The organism is Nocardioides phosphati (assembly GCF_014646375.1).
In the GTDB taxonomy this organism is placed as follows: domain Bacteria; phylum Actinomycetota; class Actinomycetes; order Propionibacteriales; family Nocardioidaceae; genus Nocardioides; species Nocardioides phosphati.
Genome location: NZ_BMNI01000001.1, coordinates 187,761 through 205,199, shown reverse-complemented (window position 1 = coordinate 205,199; position 17,439 = coordinate 187,761). Strand labels below are relative to the sequence as shown.

At 70.4% G+C, this 17,439-nt stretch carries 15 protein-coding genes; 7 read left to right on the top strand and 8 right to left on the bottom strand.

Annotated features, from left to right (window positions below; translation table 11 throughout):
* Positions 1–76: 76 nt before the first annotated feature.
* From IEX47_RS01010 to IEX47_RS00985, 6 genes are all read left to right on the top strand, one after another.
* Positions 77–538 (top strand): hypothetical protein, encoded by a 462-nt coding sequence (locus IEX47_RS01010; RefSeq protein ID WP_188782021.1) that lies wholly within the window; start codon positions 77–79, stop codon positions 536–538.
* Positions 539–613: 75 nt separating this feature from the next.
* Positions 614–1,711, top strand: a complete 1,098-nt coding sequence (locus tag IEX47_RS01005; protein WP_188782019.1) for a glycosyltransferase — start codon at positions 614–616, stop codon at positions 1,709–1,711.
* Between the two features lie 71 nt (positions 1,712–1,782).
* Positions 1,783–2,484, top strand: a complete 702-nt coding sequence (locus tag IEX47_RS01000; RefSeq protein ID WP_188782018.1) for a succinate dehydrogenase cytochrome b subunit — start codon at positions 1,783–1,785, stop codon at positions 2,482–2,484.
* 15 nt (positions 2,485–2,499) lie between these two features.
* Complete coding sequence (locus IEX47_RS00995; protein WP_188782016.1) at positions 2,500–4,548, top strand: fumarate reductase/succinate dehydrogenase flavoprotein subunit; 2,049 nt, start codon at positions 2,500–2,502, stop codon at positions 4,546–4,548.
* A gap of 8 nt (positions 4,549–4,556) precedes the next feature.
* Complete coding sequence (locus tag IEX47_RS00990; protein ID WP_188782831.1) at positions 4,557–5,300, top strand: succinate dehydrogenase/fumarate reductase iron-sulfur subunit; 744 nt, start codon at positions 4,557–4,559, stop codon at positions 5,298–5,300.
* An 85-nt stretch (positions 5,301–5,385) separates the two neighbouring features.
* On the top strand, positions 5,386–6,498 hold the full coding sequence (locus IEX47_RS00985; RefSeq protein ID WP_188782014.1) for a hypothetical protein: 1,113 nt from the start codon (positions 5,386–5,388) through the stop codon (positions 6,496–6,498).
* Here the strand turns inward: IEX47_RS00985 and IEX47_RS00980 are convergent.
* The 7 genes from IEX47_RS00980 to IEX47_RS00950 form a co-directional block, all read right to left on the bottom strand.
* Positions 6,489–6,728, bottom strand: a complete 240-nt coding sequence (locus tag IEX47_RS00980; protein ID WP_188782012.1) for an SCO4848 family membrane protein — start codon at positions 6,726–6,728, stop codon at positions 6,489–6,491. The two genes, IEX47_RS00985 and IEX47_RS00980, sit on opposite strands and share 10 nt — an antisense overlap.
* Before the next feature lie 21 nt (positions 6,729–6,749).
* Positions 6,750–7,859, bottom strand: a complete 1,110-nt coding sequence (locus IEX47_RS00975) for a YihY/virulence factor BrkB family protein (protein WP_188782010.1) — start codon at positions 7,857–7,859, stop codon at positions 6,750–6,752.
* Between the two features lies 1 nt (position 7,860).
* Positions 7,861–8,403 carry a 2'-5' RNA ligase family protein gene (locus IEX47_RS00970; RefSeq protein ID WP_188782008.1) on the bottom strand — a complete coding sequence of 181 codons (543 nt, stop codon included), beginning with the start codon at positions 8,401–8,403 and terminating at the stop codon, positions 7,861–7,863.
* Between the two features lie 9 nt (positions 8,404–8,412).
* Complete coding sequence (trpS, locus tag IEX47_RS00965; RefSeq protein ID WP_373289199.1) at positions 8,413–9,459, bottom strand: tryptophan--tRNA ligase; 1,047 nt, start codon at positions 9,457–9,459, stop codon at positions 8,413–8,415.
* 15 nt (positions 9,460–9,474) lie between these two features.
* On the bottom strand, positions 9,475–10,698 hold the full coding sequence (locus IEX47_RS00960; RefSeq protein ID WP_229662522.1) for an MFS transporter: 1,224 nt from the start codon (positions 10,696–10,698) through the stop codon (positions 9,475–9,477).
* A gap of 70 nt (positions 10,699–10,768) precedes the next feature.
* Positions 10,769–11,854 carry a calcium/proton exchanger gene (gene cax, locus IEX47_RS00955; protein ID WP_188782005.1) on the bottom strand — a complete coding sequence of 362 codons (1,086 nt, stop codon included), beginning with the start codon at positions 11,852–11,854 and terminating at the stop codon, positions 10,769–10,771.
* An 80-nt stretch (positions 11,855–11,934) separates the two neighbouring features.
* On the bottom strand, positions 11,935–14,139 hold the full coding sequence (locus tag IEX47_RS00950) for an NADP-dependent isocitrate dehydrogenase (RefSeq protein ID WP_188782002.1): 2,205 nt from the start codon (positions 14,137–14,139) through the stop codon (positions 11,935–11,937).
* A gap of 243 nt (positions 14,140–14,382) precedes the next feature.
* On the opposite strand from IEX47_RS00950, the gene aqpZ reads away from it, so the two are divergent.
* A complete protein-coding gene (aqpZ, locus tag IEX47_RS00945; protein ID WP_188782000.1) occupies positions 14,383–15,120 on the top strand; it encodes an aquaporin Z in 738 nt (245 codons plus the stop codon).
* Positions 15,121–15,188: 68 nt separating this feature from the next.
* Here the strand turns inward: aqpZ and katG are convergent, their stop codons facing one another.
* Entirely contained in the window at positions 15,189–17,423 is a 2,235-nt protein-coding gene (katG, locus tag IEX47_RS00940; RefSeq protein ID WP_188781998.1) for a catalase/peroxidase HPI, read from the bottom strand.
* Positions 17,424–17,439: the final 16 nt, after the last annotated feature.

Genomic DNA, 17,439 nt, shown 5'->3' with positions numbered 1-17,439 from the left:
GCAGCAAGTCACCTCACCTGCCACCACGTGTGACGTATTCCTGCCCAGTGGTCGCCCCGCGCCGTAGGTTCACCCCGTGAAGGTGACCGACCCCGACGGCCAGGTGTGGCGCGTCAGCCGGCGCTGGGTGCCGTGGCGGCGGCGGATCCGCTCGCTCGATGACGCGCCCCTCGACTTCCTGGACCCGACGTCCGGGGCCGACAGCATCGACGACCTCGTCATCGGCCTGCTCTTCCTGGTCGCGCTGGTCCTGGTGGCTGCCTTCCTGCCGATCGTCCTGGTCGTCTTCTTCGCGGCTTTCGAATTCGCCTTCCTGTTCGCTCTCCTGCCGGTCGTCCTGCTCCTCCGCGTCTTCTTCGGGATGAGCTGGACCGTCGAGGTCCGGCGCGGCTTCACACCGTGGAGCGAACGGGACACCGGCAACTGGAGCGCGTCCCGGAGGGCGATCATCGACGCAGCCGAGGCGATCCGGCGCGGATCACTTCCGCCCCGCACGATCCCGGCGGTGCGCTGGGGCCGCCTCGTCGACGGCGCGTGACTGCCCGAGCGACGTTCACGCGGAGTCCACCGTCGCGCGACGGACCGGACACCCGCGCCCGCGACCGTGGAGCGCATGAGGATCGCTGTCTCCGCGGAGGCATTCTACCCAGCCACCGACGCGGACACCCGGACCGCCAAGGCGCTCGTCGACCATCTCGTCGACACGGGCCATGAGGTGCTCGTGCTCGCGCCAGGGCCCGGCCTCGCCGACTACCGCCGCCAACGGGTGGCGCGGATCAACGTGCGCGAGGGTCGTGGCGCCCAGGTGCGTGCTGCGCTCACCGCGTTCGCGCCCGACCGCGTCGTCGCCCTCTCGCCCACGAAGGTCGGTCGCAAGGTGCTCAAGCACGCGCGGGCGCTCGGCGTACCGCCGCTGGTGGTGCAGGCCGCGCCCGTCGGGCCGCTCGATGCGGAGGTGTGGAGCCGCAGCGTCGCGCCGCGCGCGGACCACGTCGTGGCAACGGCGGAGTGGATGGTCGCGCGGTGCCGCGATCTCGGTGCCCCCGGCGCCCGCCTCTGGCTGCCCGGCGTCGACAGCCGCGCCTTCTCCCCCGCGCTCCGCGACGAGCGCCTCCACGACTCCTGGGCCCGCGCCCGGGCCAAGGCCGGTCCCCGCGTCGTCGTCGGCCACGCCGGACCGCTCAAGCGCTCCCACGGCGTACGCCGGCTGGCGGACGTCGCGCGCGTGCCCGGTGTCCGGCTGGTGGTGATCGGCGAGGGCAAGCAGCAGGCCTGGCTCGCGGCCCAGGTGCCCGACGTCCGGCTGACCGGTCGTCTGCCCGACGCCGAGCTGGCCACCGCCCTGGCCAGCCTCGACCTCCTCGTCCAGCCGAGCAGCCTCGAGACCTGCGGCCACCTGGTCCGCGCAGCGATGGCCAGCGGAGTTCCCGTCGTCGCACCCGCGACCGGCGGAGCGGAGGCGATCCTGCGTGACGGCGACACGGGGATGCTGCACGACCCGCGGTCGCCGGCCGACCTGCGACGGACCGTTGCGGCTCTCCTCGCCGACGCCGATCTGCGCGACCGGATCGGTCGGGCGGCCCGTGCCGAGGCCGAGCGCCGGGACTGGCCCACCGCGCTCACCGAGCTCCTCGGACAGCACGTCAGCGCCGACAGCGGCTGTGCGTCCGTGAGTCCCCAGACAGGGTCAGACGAACGAAGGCTTGCCTAAGTTCCCGGACCCGGAAATGTCACACCCGTCACGTGTAACGCCCACCGGCGAGGGACGGTACGGTGACCCCCGTGGCAACCCTCGTAACTGGCAGCAAGTCGACCCGGTCGACGATTGCGCTCAAGATGCTCATGGCAGTGAGTGGCCTGATCTTCATCGGCTTCCTCCTCGCCCACATGTACGGCAACCTGAAGGTCTTCGCAGGCCACGACGCGTTCAACACGTACGCGGAGCACCTGCGGACCATCGGTGAGCCCATGCTTCCGCACGCCGGACTGCTGTGGATCATCCGCGTCGGCCTCATCGCCGCGCTGGTCGTCCACGTGGCCTCGGCGATCGCGCTGACCCGACGCGCCCACAGCGCGCGGTCGACGAAGTATGTCGTGAAGAAGAACAAGGGCAGCTCGCTCTCCTCGCGCACGATGCGCTGGGGTGGCCTCGCGCTCTTCCTCTTCATCATCTGGCACCTGCTGAACTTCACGATCGGCAAGATCAACCCGACCGGTGGCGCCACCCACGACCCGTACAACCTGCTTGTCGACACCTTCGACCCCTCGGTCTGGTACATCAGCGTCATCTACCTGCTCGCGCTCGTCGCGCTCGGCTTCCACCTGCACCACGGTGTGTGGAGCGCCTGCCAGACGCTCGGTTTCACCAACGCCGCGAGCTCGCGTGCCCGGGCCAAGGACGCCGGCCTGGTTGTCGCCATCGTCATCGCGGGTGGCTTCGCGCTGATTCCGCTGTCCGTGCTCTTCGGCATCGTCACCAAGTAAGGGATTCACTGACTCATGGGTACCCCTGACCCGTCGGGCACGATCCCGACCAACCAGCCGTCCGTCCAGAAGTCCGACGACGCCGCCGGCTTCTACACGCTCGGTGCGCCGCTCATCGACGAGAAGGCCCCCACCGGCCCGATCAACACCCGCTGGCAGCGCCGCAAGTTCGAGAACCGCCTGGTCAACCCGGCCAACCGCCGCAAGCTCGACATCATCATCGTCGGCACCGGCCTGGCCGGCGGCGCCGCCGCCGCCACGCTCGGCGAGGCCGGCTACAACGTGAAGTCGTTCTGCTACCAGGACTCCCCGCGTCGTGCGCACTCCATCGCCGCGCAGGGCGGCATCAACGCCGCGAAGAACTACAAGGAGGACGGCGACTCGGTCGAGCGCCTCTTCTACGACACCGTCAAGGGCGGCGACTACCGCTCCCGTGAGTCGAACGTCTACCGCCTCGCCGAGGTCTCGGCGAACATCATCGACCAGTGCGTCGCGCAGGGTGTCCCCTTCGCCCGCGAGTACGGCGGCCTCCTCGACAACCGCTCGTTCGGTGGCGTCCAGGTCTCCCGCACCTTCTACGCCCGTGGCCAGACCGGTCAGCAGCTGCTGATCGGCGCCTACCAGGCCATGGAGCGCCAGGTCGCGGCCGGCACGGTCACGCAGTACACCCGCCACGAGATGCTCGAGGTGATCGTCGCCGACGGTCGTGCCCGCGGCATCGTCACCCGTGACATGGTCACCGGCGCGGTCGAGACCCACCTCGCGGACGTCGTCGTCATCGCCTCCGGTGGCTACGGCAACGTCTTCTTCCTCTCCACCAACGCGATGGGCTCCAACGTCACCGCCGCGTGGCGTGCGCACCGCAAGGGCGCCTACATGGCCAACCCCTGCTACACGCAGATCCACCCGACCTGCATCCCGGTCACCGGCGACCACCAGTCGAAGCTGACCCTCATGTCGGAGTCCCTCCGCAACGACGGTCGCATCTGGGTCCCGAAGAACGCCGAGGACTGCGCCAAGGACCCGCGCGACATCCCCGAGGAGGACCGCGACTACTACCTGGAGCGGATCTACCCGTCGTTCGGCAACCTGGTCCCCCGTGACATCGCCTCCCGCCAGGCGAAGAACATGTGCGACGAGGGCCGCGGCGTCGGTCCCGCCGTCAAGGAGATCCAGCCCGACGGCACCGAGCAGATGGTCCGCCGCGGTGTCTACCTCGACTTCGCCGACGCCATCGCCCGCATGGGTCAGAAGGCCGTCGAGACGAAGTACGGCAACCTCTTCGACATGTACGCCCGGATCACGGGTGAGAACCCGTACGAGACGCCGATGCGCATCTACCCGGCCGTCCACTACGTCATGGGTGGCCTCTGGGTGGACTACCACCTGCAGACCAACATCACCGGTCTCTTCTGCTCGGGCGAGGCCAACTTCTCCGACCACGGCGCCAACCGCCTCGGTGCCTCGGCGCTGATGCAGGGCCTGGCCGACGGCTACTTCGTTCTCCCGAACACCATCCGCGAGTACCTCGCCGACGGCCCGTTCGAGAAGATCGACGAGTCGCACCCGGCCGTCGTCGAGGCCAAGGCCGAGGTCGAGGAGCGCATCGCCAAGTTCCTGTCGATCCAGGGTGAGCGCTCCGCGGACTCGTTCCACAAGCAGCTCGGCCAGATCATGTGGGAGTACTGCGGCATGGAGCGCACCGAGGAGGGTCTCAAGACCGCCATCGGCCTGATCCGTGACCTCAAGAAGGAGTTCTGGACCAACCTCAAGGTCCTGGGCACCGCGGACAGCCTCAACCAGAGCCTCGAGAAGGCCGGTCGCACGATCGACTTCATCGAGCTCGGCGAGCTCATGTGCATCGACGCCCTCAACCGGCGCGAGTCCTGCGGCGGCCACTTCCGTGGCGAGTCGCAGACCGAGGACGGCGAGGCGCTGCGTCACGACGACGAGTTCGCCTACGTCGCCGCGTGGGAGTTCGGTGGCGAGGACGCCAACCCGATCCTCCACAAGGAGGACCTCATCTACACGGCCATCGAGATGAAGCAGCGGAGCTACAAGTGAGCGGCACCATGAACCTGACCCTGAACATCTGGCGGCAGGCCAACGCGACGGCTGCCGGCGCGATGCACCGCTACGAGCTCGCCGGTGTCTCCGAGGACATGTCGTTCCTCGAGATGCTCGACGTGCTCAACGAGCAGCTCAACGCCAACGGCGAGGAGCCGGTCGCCTTCGACAGCGACTGTCGCGAGGGCATCTGCGGCATGTGTGGCCTGATGATCAACGGCCAGGCCCACGGCCCGGAGGTCACCACCACCTGCCAGCTCCACATGCGCTCCTTCAAGGACGGCGACGAGATCACGGTCGAGCCGTGGCGCGCGGACCCGTTCCCGGTCGTCAAGGACCTCGTGGTCGACCGCTCGGCGTTCGACCGGATGATCCAGAACGGTGGCTTCATCTCGGCCAACACCGGCTCGGCGCCCGACGCCCACGCCGCGCCGGTCGAGAAGAAGCTCGCCGACTTGGCCTTCGACGTCGCCACCTGCATCGGCTGTGGTGCCTGTGTCGCGGCCTGCCCCAACGGCTCGGCCTCGCTCTTCCTCGGCGCCAAGATCACCCACCTCGGCTCGCTGCCGCAGGGCCAGCCGGAGCGCGACACCCGTGTCGTCTCCATGGTCGGCCAGCACGACGCCGAGGGCTTCGGTGGCTGCACCAACATCGGTGAGTGCGCCGCGGCGTGCCCGAAGGAGATCCCGCTCGACGTGATCTCCCGGCTCAACAAGGACCTTCGCACCGCGATGGCCAAGGGCTACTGAGCCACACCAGCAGTACCGACGCACGGCGCCGTTCCCCTCGCGGGTACGGCGCCGTGCGGCATTTCCGCCCCCGTAGGATCCGGCCATGATCCGGATGCGCGCGCTCGCCGCCGCGGCCCTCCTGGCGGGTGGCGCCGCACTGAGCGCGTGCGGCACCCAGCCCAGCCCCTCCCCTGCAGCGGGCCACCCGCACGACGCGCAGCGCGAGTGGCGCGTGGCCGGCGACAAGGAGGCGACTGCCGACCAGATCATCGACGCTGGACGCCCGGGATCGGTGGCGACCTCGGGCGACCGGACCCTGACCACCTGGCAGGTCCAGCCCGAGGACGACGAAGGTCCCTCGCAGGCAGCGTGGCGCCTGTACGACCTCGAGGGCGCGAGGATCGCCGACGGCAAGCTGGGCATCGTCTTCGAGCAGGGTGCCACGACCGAGGTGGTCCCGGCACCGGACGGCTTCGTGATCGACAACTACTCGAAGACGCCCCTGATCCACGTCGCGCCCACCGGCGCGCTGACCACGATCCCGCTCCACGCCGAACGCCGCGCCACGCGCGCCGGCGACGTGCTGGTGCGTGCCTGGACCGGAGACCGGTCCTTCTACCGGCCGGCCGACCACGCGGCGTACCGACTGCCCAGGACGCCCGCCAACCCGCAGGCCGTCCAGCTCGACGAGACCGGCAGGGTCTGGGTCATGCGCCTGTGGTCCCGGGACGGCGACGCACGGATCGCCTCCGCGCAAGGCGGGGTGGCGCCGTGGACGACGGAGACGGTCGACCTCCCGGCCGGCTCCTCCCCCACCGTCGACATGGCGTACGCCGGAGGCCGGCTGATGTTCCCGCAGCGCAGCAGCACCGTGGCCGAGTACGACGAGTTCCAGGCGATCTGGAGTCGCTCCACGCAGCCCGGCGCCGTCGACCACGCCTGGCGCAGCACCCCGATCGCTCGCGACCAGCTGACCCACACCGTCACGGTGGGGCTCGACCGCACCAGCACAGGCCGACTGCTGGTCAGCGGCGAGAGCACACCGACACTGCTCGAGCAGGCGGACGGCTCCCTGCGCCCCCTCGAGGTGCCGGGCACCACGGAACCTGCTCCGGTCCAGTCGGTCGCAGACCGGCTCTACGCCACCTCGTGGTCGCAGGCCGAGCTCTATGTCAGCGACGACCTCGGGAAGAGCTGGACCCGCGTTCAGCGCTGACTGGTCTCGCGGTCGGCCGAGCGCCAGGCCTTCCAGCCGAGGGTGCCGAGCACGCCGGCGATGATGAAGTTCACGATGATCAGGATCGTGTGGGCGACCCAGTAGCCGGTCGGGTGCTGCTCGCCGCGCTCGTACGCCGCGGACAGGTTCTTGATGAAGGTGCCCCAGGTCCAGACGTTCCACAGCGCGACGCCCATCAGCAGGGCGGCGTGCTTCTTCTCGAACTTCATCGTGCTCCTTGGGTGAGGGGTTCAGTCGCGCGGGCGGCCGAGCAGGCGCCAGGCGAGGGCACCGAGGGCCGCGGCACCGAGGGCACCGGCTCCGGCCGCTGCGGCGGGCTTGAGGGGCTCCGAGGAGGCGCGCTGCCACGCCTGGGGCACGCCCACGCCGGCGGCGGCGGGCGCCACGACGGGCCCCTCCCCCGTGCGATCAGGCCCCGACGCCACGCGCATGGCGGTGTGGGCGGCGCGGGGCGAGGTCTGCGCCCACGCCGCGGCGTACAGGACGAGGCGGCTGAAGTAGTTGATCCAGACCAGCAGGATGAGCGCGATGCCGAACGCCTGGAAGGCGGGCTGGTGCGCCGTGGACTTCAGCAGGTAGACCGAGGCGAGCTTGAGCACCTCGAAGCCGAGGGCACCCAGCAGCGCGCCCGACCAGAGCGCCGTCCGCCCGAGCCGTGGGCGCGCGAGCAGCACGAACATGGCGGCGAAGAGGACGGCGTTGGCCGCGATGCCGAGCAGCGGCGTGAGCAGCCGCAGGACCCAGCTGAAGTGCGTGTCGAGGCCGACGAGGTCGAGCAGCCGGGGCGCGAGCGCGCCGACGACGCCGGAGATCGCGACCGAGAGCATCAGGACCAGGCCGAGCACCGCCAGGGCGGAGACGTCGCGGACCTTGCCGACGACCCAGTTGGGCCGCTCGGCCTGGGTCTCCTCGAACGCCGTCAGCAGGGCCGTACGCAGGCTGGAGAGCCAGCCGAGGCCCGACCAGAGCGCCAGGGGAAGGCCGATGGACAGGATCGCGGGTGCGGCGTCCTGGAACGTCGAGAGCTTGAGCGCGCCCTGCACGGCGGCCTGGCCGGGCACCTGCACGATGCCGGGGAGCACACCGTCGATCGCCTTGACCAGGGTCTGCTCCGCGTCGAGGCCGGGTGGCATCCAGCGCGCGATGAAGCCGACCACCGCGAAGGCCAGGCCCATCAGCGGAAAGACCGCGAGGAACGCCGCGAGCGTGACGCCGGCGGCGTACAGGCTGCCGTCGTGCTTGCCGTAGTGCTCGATCGTGCGGAAGGCGTGGTCGAGCACGGGAACGCGCTCGCGCGCCTCGCGGACGGGGGCGAGGACGCGGTCCTTGAGCGAGGCCACGTCAGGCTCCGGCGCGGACCGGTCCGGGGGCGAGCGGCACCGGCTCGAGGGGGAACGAGCGGTCGATGCGCCAGCCCAGGTCGTCGTCGTGCACGTAGAGGTGGAAGTCGTTGACGATGAAGCTGCCGTCGAAGGACTCGAGCTCGAGGAAGGCCCGGTCGAGCGCTGCGTCCTCGAGGTGGTGCCCGATCGTCACGTGCGGGTGGTACGGGAACTCGGCGTCGCCCGCGAGCGGGCCACGGCGTACGGCGGCGGCGAGCTGCTCGCACTCGGCGATGCCCTCCACGACATTGACGAAGACGACGGGCGACACGGGACGGAAGGTACCCGTCCCCCGCAGGTGGATGCGGAACGCCGCGAAGCCGGCCGACTGGTCGGCGAGGTGGTCCTCGATCGCGGCGACGTCGTCGACCTCGGTCGGCGGCACCAGCGTGATGTGGGTCGGGATCTTGGCCGCGGTCAGGTCGCCGATCGACGTGCGGTACTCCTGGAGCTGGCTGGCCCAGGGCTCCGGGAGCGCGATCGAGACACCGATGGTGGGCATGCGCAGACCCTACCGAGCGGACGGTGCGACGAAGCCGACACGCTCGTAGACGTCGCGGAGCGTCGCGTTGGCGACGGCGTTGGCCCGCTCGGCGCCCAGCGCGAGGACCTTGTCGAGCTGGTCGCGGTCGTCGAGGAGCTCGAGCGTGCGGCTGCGGAACGGCGTCACGAACTCGACGGCGACCTCGGCCAGGTCCTTCTTGAAGTCGCCGTAGCCGCGGCCGGCGTACTGCGCCTCGAGGTCGGGGATCGACGTGCCGGAGAGGGCGGAGTAGATGGTCAGCAGGTTGCTGACGCCGGGCTTCTCCTCCTCGTCGAAGCGGACCTCGGCGCCGGAGTCGGTGACCGCGGAGCGGATCTTCTTCGCGGTGACGCCGGGCTCGTCGAGGACGTCGATCAGGCCGGCCGGCGAGGACGACGACTTCGACATCTTCTTCGTCGGGTCCTGCAGGTCCATGATCTTCGCCGTGGCCGCGGGAATGTGCGGCTCCGGAACGCGGAAGGTCTTCTTGTAGCGCGAGTTGAAGCGCTGCGCGAGGTCGCGCGTGAGCTCGAGGTGCTGGCGCTGGTCCTCGCCGACCGGCACGAAGTGCGGGCGGTAGAGCAGGATGTCGGCCGCCATCAGCATCGGGTAGGTGAACAGGCCCACGGACGCCGCACCCTCGCCGCCCTTGGCCGCCTTGTCCTTGAACTGCGTCATCCGGCGCGCCTCGCCGAAGCCGGTCAGGCACTCGAGCACCCAGCCCAGCTGCGCGGACGCCGGCACGTGGCTCTGCACGAAGACGGCGGAGCGCTCGGGGTCGACGCCGGCGGCGAGGAGCTGCGCGACGGCGCGGTAGGTGCGCTCGCGGAGCTTCTTCGGCTCCTGCTCGACCGTGATCGCGTGCTGGTCGGCGACGAAGAAGAACGCCTCGAACTCGTCCTGGAGCTGCGCCCACTGCCGCACCGCACCCAGGTAGTTGCCGAGGTGGATGGTGTCGGACGTCGGCTGGATCCCCGAGAGGACCCGCGGGCGGGCCGTCGAGCCCGGCGTGGCAGCGGAGGACATGCCCTCCATTGTGTCAGGCCGGGATCAGGCCGCGACCGCCTGGCCGTCGGCATGGACCCGGTCGCGGCCGCGCACGTGCACGCGCGCCGAGACCAGCAGGATGACGAGGCCGACGACGGCGAGCACCAGGCCCACCAGCGCCGGCGAGCGGTAGCCCCAGCCGGCGGAGATGACGACGCCACCGAGCCACGCGCCGAGGGCGTTGGCGATGTTGAGCGCGGCGTGGTTCATCGCGGCACCGAGCGTCACGGCACCCTCGGCGACATCCATCAACCGCAGCTGCAGGTTGACCACGAGCACGGAGCCGGTGGCGGTGACCAGCAGCGCGACCGGCCACAGCAGCCAGCCGTGGGGCGCGGCGTACCAGTAGCCGACCATGACGACCGCCGTCGCGATCGAGGCCAGGATCATCGAGCGGAAGACCGACCAGCCGGCCAGCTCACCGGCGAGCGGAGTGCCGAGCACCATGCCGAGGCCCATCGCGAGCACGAAGAGCGGCACGGTCGCCGCACCGAGGCCGCCCACGACGGTCACGGTCTTGGCGATGTAGGAGTAGACGGCGAAGAGGCCGCCGAAGCCGACCGCGCCCACCGCCATCGTCAGCCAGACCTGCAGGTTGCCGAAGAACGCCTTCGCCTCCTCGCGCCCGCTCGCCTCCCCCGCCTGCTGGTGCGGCACGAAGGCGAGCACCATCGCCACGGTCACCAGCGCGAGCACACCCGCCAGGAGGTACGACGCGCGCCAGCCGGCGTGCTGCCCCAGCCACGTGGCGGCGGGCACCCCGACGACGTTGGCGACACTGAGCCCGAGCATGACGCTGGCGACCGCGCGGCCCCGGCGTTCGGGAGCGACGAGGCCGGCGGCGACGAGCGAGGCGACGCCGAAGAACGCGCCGTGCGGGAGGCCGCCGACGAACCGGGCCGCCGCGAGCACGAGGTAGCCGGGCGCGAGCGCGGAGGCGACGTTGGCCGCGGCGTACGCCGCCATCAGGGCGACGAGCATGCCGCGGCGCGGGACCCGGGCGCCGAAGAACGCCAGGATCGGCACGCCGACCACGACCCCCAGCGCGTACGCCGAGATGACGCGCCCGGCGGCGGGGACGCTGACGTCGACGCCGCGGGCGATCTCGGGCAGCACGCCCATCGTGAGGAACTCGGTGGTGCCGATGGTGAAGCCACCGACCGCCAGCGCGAGGATCGCCAGACCGACGTGGCGGGCGGGCGGGGCGTCAGCGCTGGCAGAGGTCACGTGGGGCCCAACCCGGCGACGCACGGCGCCATTCCGGCACCCCGGTCACGATCGCGTCACGCCGGCGTGGTCAGCCCCACCAGAAGGACGCGGCCACGACGACGTACACCCCGATGAGGGCGGCGCCCTCGAGCCAGTTGGACTCGCCGTCGACGGTGATGACGACCGCGATCAGCACCGCCAGGAAGACCGCGACCACGAGCATCGGCGGGAAGACGAGCGTGAGGGCGGCGAAGCCGAAGACCTGGGAGAGGATCACCAGCAGCGGCGCGAGCACCAGCGCGATCTGCAGCGGCGAGTTGATGACGACGCTGAACGCGTACTCCGACTGGTTGCGCGCGGCCAGCTGCACGCCGACGACGTTCTCGATCGCGTTGCCCGCGATCGCGACGATGACGAGACCCGCGAAGGCGTCGCTGATGCCGAACGAGGCCATCGCCGGCTCCAGCGCGCTGACGAACCAGTCCGAGACGAACGCCGCGGCGATCGCGGCGACCGACAGGAGCCCGACGGCCAGGGCGATCGGCCAGCGCGGCGCCTCGTGCACCATCTCGTCGGAGAGGCCGGTCGAGCCCTTGCGCAGGCTCGCCGGCAGGGAGAGGACGAAGAGCACGAGCAGCGCGACCGACACGATCATCGACAGCGCCTTCTCGTGCGCAGCGGCCGGCGTGTGCACGTAGGACGCGAGCGACGGGAGCACCAGCGCGACGACCGAGACGAGCATGAGGGTGGCGATGGTGCGCGCCCGCTGGGAGTCGAGCTTCTGGTGCCCGTGCTTGAGGCCGCCGACGACGAAGGCCAGGCCCATCACGAGCAGCAGGTTGGCCAGGATCGAGCCGATCAGCGCCGCCTGGACCACCTCGATCAGCCCGGCCTTGAGCGCGAAGAGCGCGATGAAGAGCTCGGGGAGGTTGCCCAGCGCCGACTGGAGCACGCCGGTGGCCCCGGGCCCGAAGCGGTCACCGAGCTGCTCGACCGACCGGCCCACGAGGCTGGCCAGCAGCGTGACCGCGAGCGCGGAGAGGACGAACGGCATGACCTCGCCCCACCCGGCGTAGTGCGCGATGCCGGCCAGGACGACGGCCAGCGCACCTCCCCCGAGGACGACGTAGTCGCTGCGGATGAACGTCGGTGACGTCGCGGTCGCGGTACTCATGGGCGGCACGCTAGCGGACGTACGACGACGCCCGGCCGCCCCTTGCGGGGTGACCGGGCGTCGGCGGCTCGACCAGCGGATCAGAGGGCGGCGAGCGCCTCGTTGAGCGTGGTGGACGGGCGCATGACCGCGGAGGTCTTCTCGGCGTCCGGGTAGTAGTAGCCACCGATGTCAGCGGGCTGGCCCTGGACCGCGAGGAGCTCGTCGACGATCTTCGACTCGTTCTCGCGCAGCGACTTGGCCAGCGGAGCGAAGGCAGCAGCGAGATCGGCGTCGGCCGTCTGCTTCGCCAGCTCCTCGGCCCAGTAGAGCGCCACGTAGAAGTGCGAGCCACGGTTGTCGATCGTGCCCAGCTTGCGGCCCGGCGAGCGGTCCTCGTTGAGGAACGTGCCGGTCGCGGCGTCGAGGGTGTCGGCGAGCACCTGCGCACCGGCGACGCCGGCCTGCTCGGCGTACTTCTCGAAGGAGGGGACGAGCGCGAAGAACTCACCGAGGGAGTCCCAGCGGAGGTAGTTCTCGTTGACGAGCTGCTCGACGTGCTTCGGGGCCGAGCCGCCGGCGCCGGTCTCGAAGAGGCCGCCACCGTTGATCAGCGGGACGACGGAGAGCATCTTCGCCGAGGTGCCGAGCTCGAGGATCGGGAAGAGGTCCGTGTTGTAGTCACGGAGCACGTTGCCGGTCACGGAGATCGTGTCCTCGCCCTTGCGCATGCGCTCGAGGGAGTAGGAGCAGGCGAGCTCCGGCGACAGGATCCGGATCTCGAGGCCCTCGGTGTCGTGGTCGGCGAGGTAGGTGTTGACCTTCTTGATCAGCTCGGCGTCGTGGGCGCGCGACTCGTCGAGCCAGAAGATCGCCGGCTGCTGCGAGGCGCGGGCGCGGTTGACGGCCAGCTTGACCCAGTCCTGCACCGGGATGTCCTTGGTCTGGCAGGCGCGCCAGATGTCGCCGGCCTCGACGTCGTGCTCGAGGAGCACGTCGCCGGCGGCGTTGAGGACGCGGACGGTGCCGGCCTCGGCGATCTCGAAGGTCTTGTTGTGCGAGCCGTACTCCTCGGCCGCCTGCGCCATGAGGCCGACGTTGGAGACGCTGCCGATCGTGGCCGGGTCGAGCGGGCCGTTGGCCTTGCAGTCCTCGATGACGGCCTGGAACACACCGGCGTACGACGAGTCGGGGATGACCGCAAGCGTGTCGTCCTCGCCGCCGTCGACGCCCCAGAGGCGGCCGCCGTTGCGGATCATGGCCGGCATCGACGCGTCGACGATGACGTCGGACGGGACGTGCAGGTTGGTGATGCCACGGTCGGAGTTGACGTAGGAGAGGCGCGGGCCGTCGGCCAGGGCCTTCTCGAACGCCGCCTTGATCTCCGCACCGTTGGCCAGCGCGTCGAGGCCCGGGAGGATCGTGCCGAGGCCGTCGTTGGCGGAGAGGCCGGCAGCGGCGAGGTCGTCGCCGTACTGCGCGAAGACGTCCTTGAAGTAGGCCTTCACGACGTGGCCGAAGATGATCGGGTCGGAGACCTTCATCATCGTCGCCTTGAGGTGGACCGAGAAGAGGACGTCCTCGGCCTTGGCGCGCGCGATGGCGTTGGCGAGGAAGGCATCGAGGTTGGCGGCCGACATCTTGGTGGCGTCGATGATCTCGCCCTCGAGGACCTTGAGCCCCTCGAGCAGCGCCTTGCTGGCGCCCGAGGCGGTCTCGAGGACGATCGACAGCGTGTCGTCCTGGGCCAGCGTCACGGACTTCTCGTTGGCCTTGAAGTCGTGGTCGCCCATGGTGGCGACGTTGGTCTTCGAGCCGTCGGTGAAGGGCTTGTTCGTGTGGGGGTGCGACTTCGCGTAGTTCTTCACCGAGAGCGGCGCGCGGCGGTCGGAGTTGCCCTCACGCAGGACCGGGTTGACCGCGGAGCCCTTGACCTTGTCGAACTTCGCGCGGATCTCCTCCTCCTCGGGGGTGGAGGGCGCCTCGGGGTAGTCCGGGACGGCGAAGCCCTTGGCCTGCAGCTCGGCGATCGCGGCCTTGAGCTGCGGCACGGAAGCAGAGATGTTCGGCAGCTTGACGATGTTGGCGGCCGGGGTCTTCGCCAGCTCACCGAGCTCGGTCAGCGCGTCGTCGGCGAGGCCGAACTGCGCCAGGATGCGGGCCGCGACGGAGATGTCGCGGGTCTCGATCTCCACGCCCGCCTTGGCGGCGTACGCCTCGACGATCGGGAGGAACGAGTACGTCGCCAGGAGCGGCGCCTCGTCGGTGTGCGTGTAGATGATCTTCTGGTCCGTCACCGGAGGCATCCTCTTTCGCGAGCTGAACAATGTCTTGACGTCAAGATATCTCAGGCGGGCAACCCGTGGCGACCGGGGCTCGCACCGTGGCCCATCCTGCCCCCTCGGCTCTCCCTCGGGAACCCGCTCGGCCGACGAACTCGGCACGACCCGGACGACACGGACATCGACGTACGCCGGCACGCAGGCCGGGCGGTGCTGCTGGCCCTAGCGTCGGCACCACAGAACACCACTTTTCTCCGGGAGGTACTGATGTCTGCACCCACCTACGGTCCGGCCTCACGCTGGACCGCCGAGTTCCTCGGCACCCTCGTCCTCGTGCTCGGCGGCTGCGGCACGGCCGTGCTCGCGGGCAAGGAGGTCGGCTACCTCGGCGTCGCGCTCGCCTTCGGCCTGACGGTCGTCGCCGGCGCCTACGCCTTCGGCCACGTGTCGGGCGGCCACTTCAACCCGGCCGTCACCTTCGGCATGGCCACCGCCGGCCGGCTGCCGTGGACGGACGTCCCCGGCTACGTCGTGTCACAGGTCCTGGGTGGCTCCCTCGGCGCCGCGATCCTGTGGGTCGTCGCCAACGGCAAGCCGGGCTTCACGACCGCTGACGGCTTCGCCACCAACGGCTACGGCGACCACTCCCCCGGCGGCTACAGCCTGCTCGCCGTGGCGGTCGTCGAGGTCGTCATGACCGCGATCTTTATCCGCGTGATCCTCGGCGCCAGCGCGCGTGCCGCCACGCCCGGCTTCGCCGGTCTGGCCATCGGCCTCACGCTGACGCTGATCCACCTGGTCTCGATCCCGGTCAGCAACACCTCGGTCAACCCGGCCCGTTCCCTCGCCGTCGCCTGGTTCAACACCGACGGGCTCGCGCAGGTCTGGCTCTTCATCGTCGCCCCGCTCGTCGGCGGCGTGCTCGGCGCCCTGCTCTACCGCGGCGAGGACGACATCGCCGACGCGATCGGGGACCTCGCGGACGAGGTCGACGACCGCATCTGATCCACCCGTCGTACGCCGAAGGGCCCGGCCACCGTGAGGTGACCGGGCCCTTCGTGCTTGGTGCTGGATCAGACCAGGTCGAAGCGGTCCAGCTCCATGACCTTGGTCCACGCGGCGACGAAGTCGTTGACGAACTTCGCCTGCGCGTCGTCCTGGGCGTAGACCTCGGCCAGGGCCCGGAGCTCCGAGTTGGAGCCGAAGACCAGGTCGACGGCCGTGGCGGTCTTGACGACCTCGCCGGTGACGCGGTCGCGACCCTCGTAGACACCCGCCTCGGACTGCGACGGCTTCCACTCGGTGCCCATGTCGAGCAGGTTCGTGAAGAAGTCGGTCGTCAGCGCGCCGACGCGGTCGGTGAAGACGCCGTGCTGGGTGCCGCCGTGGTTGATGCCCAGGCCACGCAGGCCGCCGACGAGGACGGTCATCTCCGCCGGGGTCAGGCAGAGCATGTTGGCGCGGTCGACCAGCAGCACCTCGGCGGGGGTCTTGTCGCCCTTGCGGAGGTAGTTGCGGAAGCCGTCGGCACGCGGCTCGAGGACGCGGAACGACTCGACGTCGGTCTGCTCCTCGGTGGCGTCGGTGCGGCCGGCGCGGAACGGCACGGTCACGTCGTGACCGGCGTCCTTGGCCGCCTTCTCGACACCGGCGTTGCCCGCGAGGACGACGAGGTCGGCCAGGGAGACCTTCTTCGCGTCGGTGTCGAAGCCGGCCTTGACCTGCTCGAGCACCTCGAGGACCTTTGCCAGCTCGGCCGGGTTGTTGACGTCCCAGCTGCGCTGCGGCTCGAGGCGGATGCGACCACCGTTGACGCCACCACGCTTGTCGGAGTTGCGGAACGACGAGGCGGCGGCCCAGGCGGCCGACACCAGCTGCGCGGTCGAGAGACCCGACTCGAGGATCTTCGCCTTCAGCGCCGCGGCGTCCGCGTCGTCGATGAGCGCACCCTCGTGGGCCGGGACCGGGTCCTGCCAGATCTGCGGCTCGGCGACCCACGGACCGCGGTAGCGCGAGATCGGACCCATGTCGCGGTGGAGCAGCTTGTACCAGGCCTTGGCGAAGGCCAGGCGGAACTCGTCGGGGTTCTGGTGGAACCGGCGCGAGATCTCCTCGTACGTCGGGTCGACGCGCAGCGAGAGGTCCGTCGTCAGCATCTGCGGCTTCTTGCTGGGCTCACCGTGGGCGCCGGGGATGATCGGGTCGGCGTCCTTGGCGGTCCAGATGTGGGCGCCCGACGGGGTCTTGTCGAGCTCGTACTCGAAGCCGAAGAGCATGTCGAAGAAGCCGGTGCCCTTGCCCCACGACGTCGGGGTGGGGGTCCAGGTGACCTCGAGGCCGGAGGTCGTCGTGTCGACGCCCTTGCCGGAGTTGAACTCGTTCTTCCAGCCGAAGCCCTGGGCCTCGAGCGGGGCAGCCTCGGGCTCCGGGCCGACCAGGTCGGGGTCGCCGGCGCCGTGGCCCTTGCCGAACGAGTGGCCACCGGCGATCAGCGCGACGGTCTCCTCGTCGTTCATCGCCATGCGGCGGAAGGTCTCGCGGATGTCGCGGGCGGCAGCCAGCGGGTCGGGGTTGCCGTTGGGGCCCTCGGGGTTGACGTAGATGAGACCCATCTGGACCGCACCGAGCGGCTCGGAGAGCTCGCGCTCACCGGCGTAGCGCTCGTCACCGAGCCACGTGTCCTCGGGGCCCCAGAAGACCTCCTCGGCCTCCCACACGTCGGGACGACCGAAGGCGAAGCCGAAGGTCTCGAAGCCCATGTCCTCGAGCGCGACGTTGCCGGCGAGGACCAGCAGGTCGGCCCAGGAGATCGCCTGGCCGTACTTCTTCTTGACCGGCCACAGCAGGCGGCGGGCCTTGTCGAGGTTGCCGTTGTCGGGCCACGAGTTGAGCGGGGCAAAGCGCTGGCCGCCGTCGCCGGCGCCACCGCGACCGTCGTAGATGCGGTAGGTGCCCGCGGCGTGCCACGAGAGGCGGATCATCAGACCGCCGTAGTGACCGAAGTCAGCCGGCCACCAGTCCTGCGAGTCGGTGAGGATGGCCCTGATGTCGGCCTTGAGGCCCTCGACGTCGAGACCCTCGAGCGCGGCGGCGTAGTCGAAGTCGCCCAGCGGGTTGGACTTCTCGCCGTGCTGGCGCAGCGGGGCCAGGTTGAGCTGGTTGGGCCACCAGTCGCGGTTGGAGTGCGGGCGCGACGTCTTCGGCTGCGGCGAGTCGAGCGCGGGGTTCTCGCTCTCGCTCCCCTGCCCGGTCACTCCGCTGTGGTCGATCGGGCAGCCGCCCTGGTTGCTCGCGGTCGGGTCGGTCATGGGGTGAACCTTTCGA

Bases quoted from the DNA above. Each gene is read 5' to 3' on its own strand.
- IEX47_RS00990 (WP_188782831.1), top strand. From the start codon at position 4,557: ATGAACCTGACCCTGAACATCTGGCGGCAGGCCAACGCGACGGCTGCC.
- katG (WP_188781998.1), bottom strand. From the start codon at position 17,423: ATGACCGACCCGACCGCGAGCAACCAGGGCGGCTGCCCGATCGACCAC.
- cax (WP_188782005.1), bottom strand. From the start codon at position 11,854: ATGAGTACCGCGACCGCGACGTCACCGACGTTCATCCGCAGCGACTAC.
- aqpZ (WP_188782000.1), top strand. From the start codon at position 14,383: ATGTCTGCACCCACCTACGGTCCGGCCTCACGCTGGACCGCCGAGTTC.
- IEX47_RS00970 (WP_188782008.1), bottom strand. From the start codon at position 8,403: ATGCCCACCATCGGTGTCTCGATCGCGCTCCCGGAGCCCTGGGCCAGC.
- IEX47_RS00995 (WP_188782016.1), top strand. From the start codon at position 2,500: ATGGGTACCCCTGACCCGTCGGGCACGATCCCGACCAACCAGCCGTCC.
- IEX47_RS00950 (WP_188782002.1), bottom strand. From the start codon at position 14,139: ATGCCTCCGGTGACGGACCAGAAGATCATCTACACGCACACCGACGAG.
- trpS (WP_373289199.1), bottom strand. From the start codon at position 9,459: ATGGAGGGCATGTCCTCCGCTGCCACGCCGGGCTCGACGGCCCGCCCG.
- IEX47_RS01005 (WP_188782019.1), top strand. From the start codon at position 614: ATGAGGATCGCTGTCTCCGCGGAGGCATTCTACCCAGCCACCGACGCG.
- IEX47_RS00985 (WP_188782014.1), top strand. From the start codon at position 5,386: ATGATCCGGATGCGCGCGCTCGCCGCCGCGGCCCTCCTGGCGGGTGGC.
- IEX47_RS00980 (WP_188782012.1), bottom strand. From the start codon at position 6,728: ATGAAGTTCGAGAAGAAGCACGCCGCCCTGCTGATGGGCGTCGCGCTG.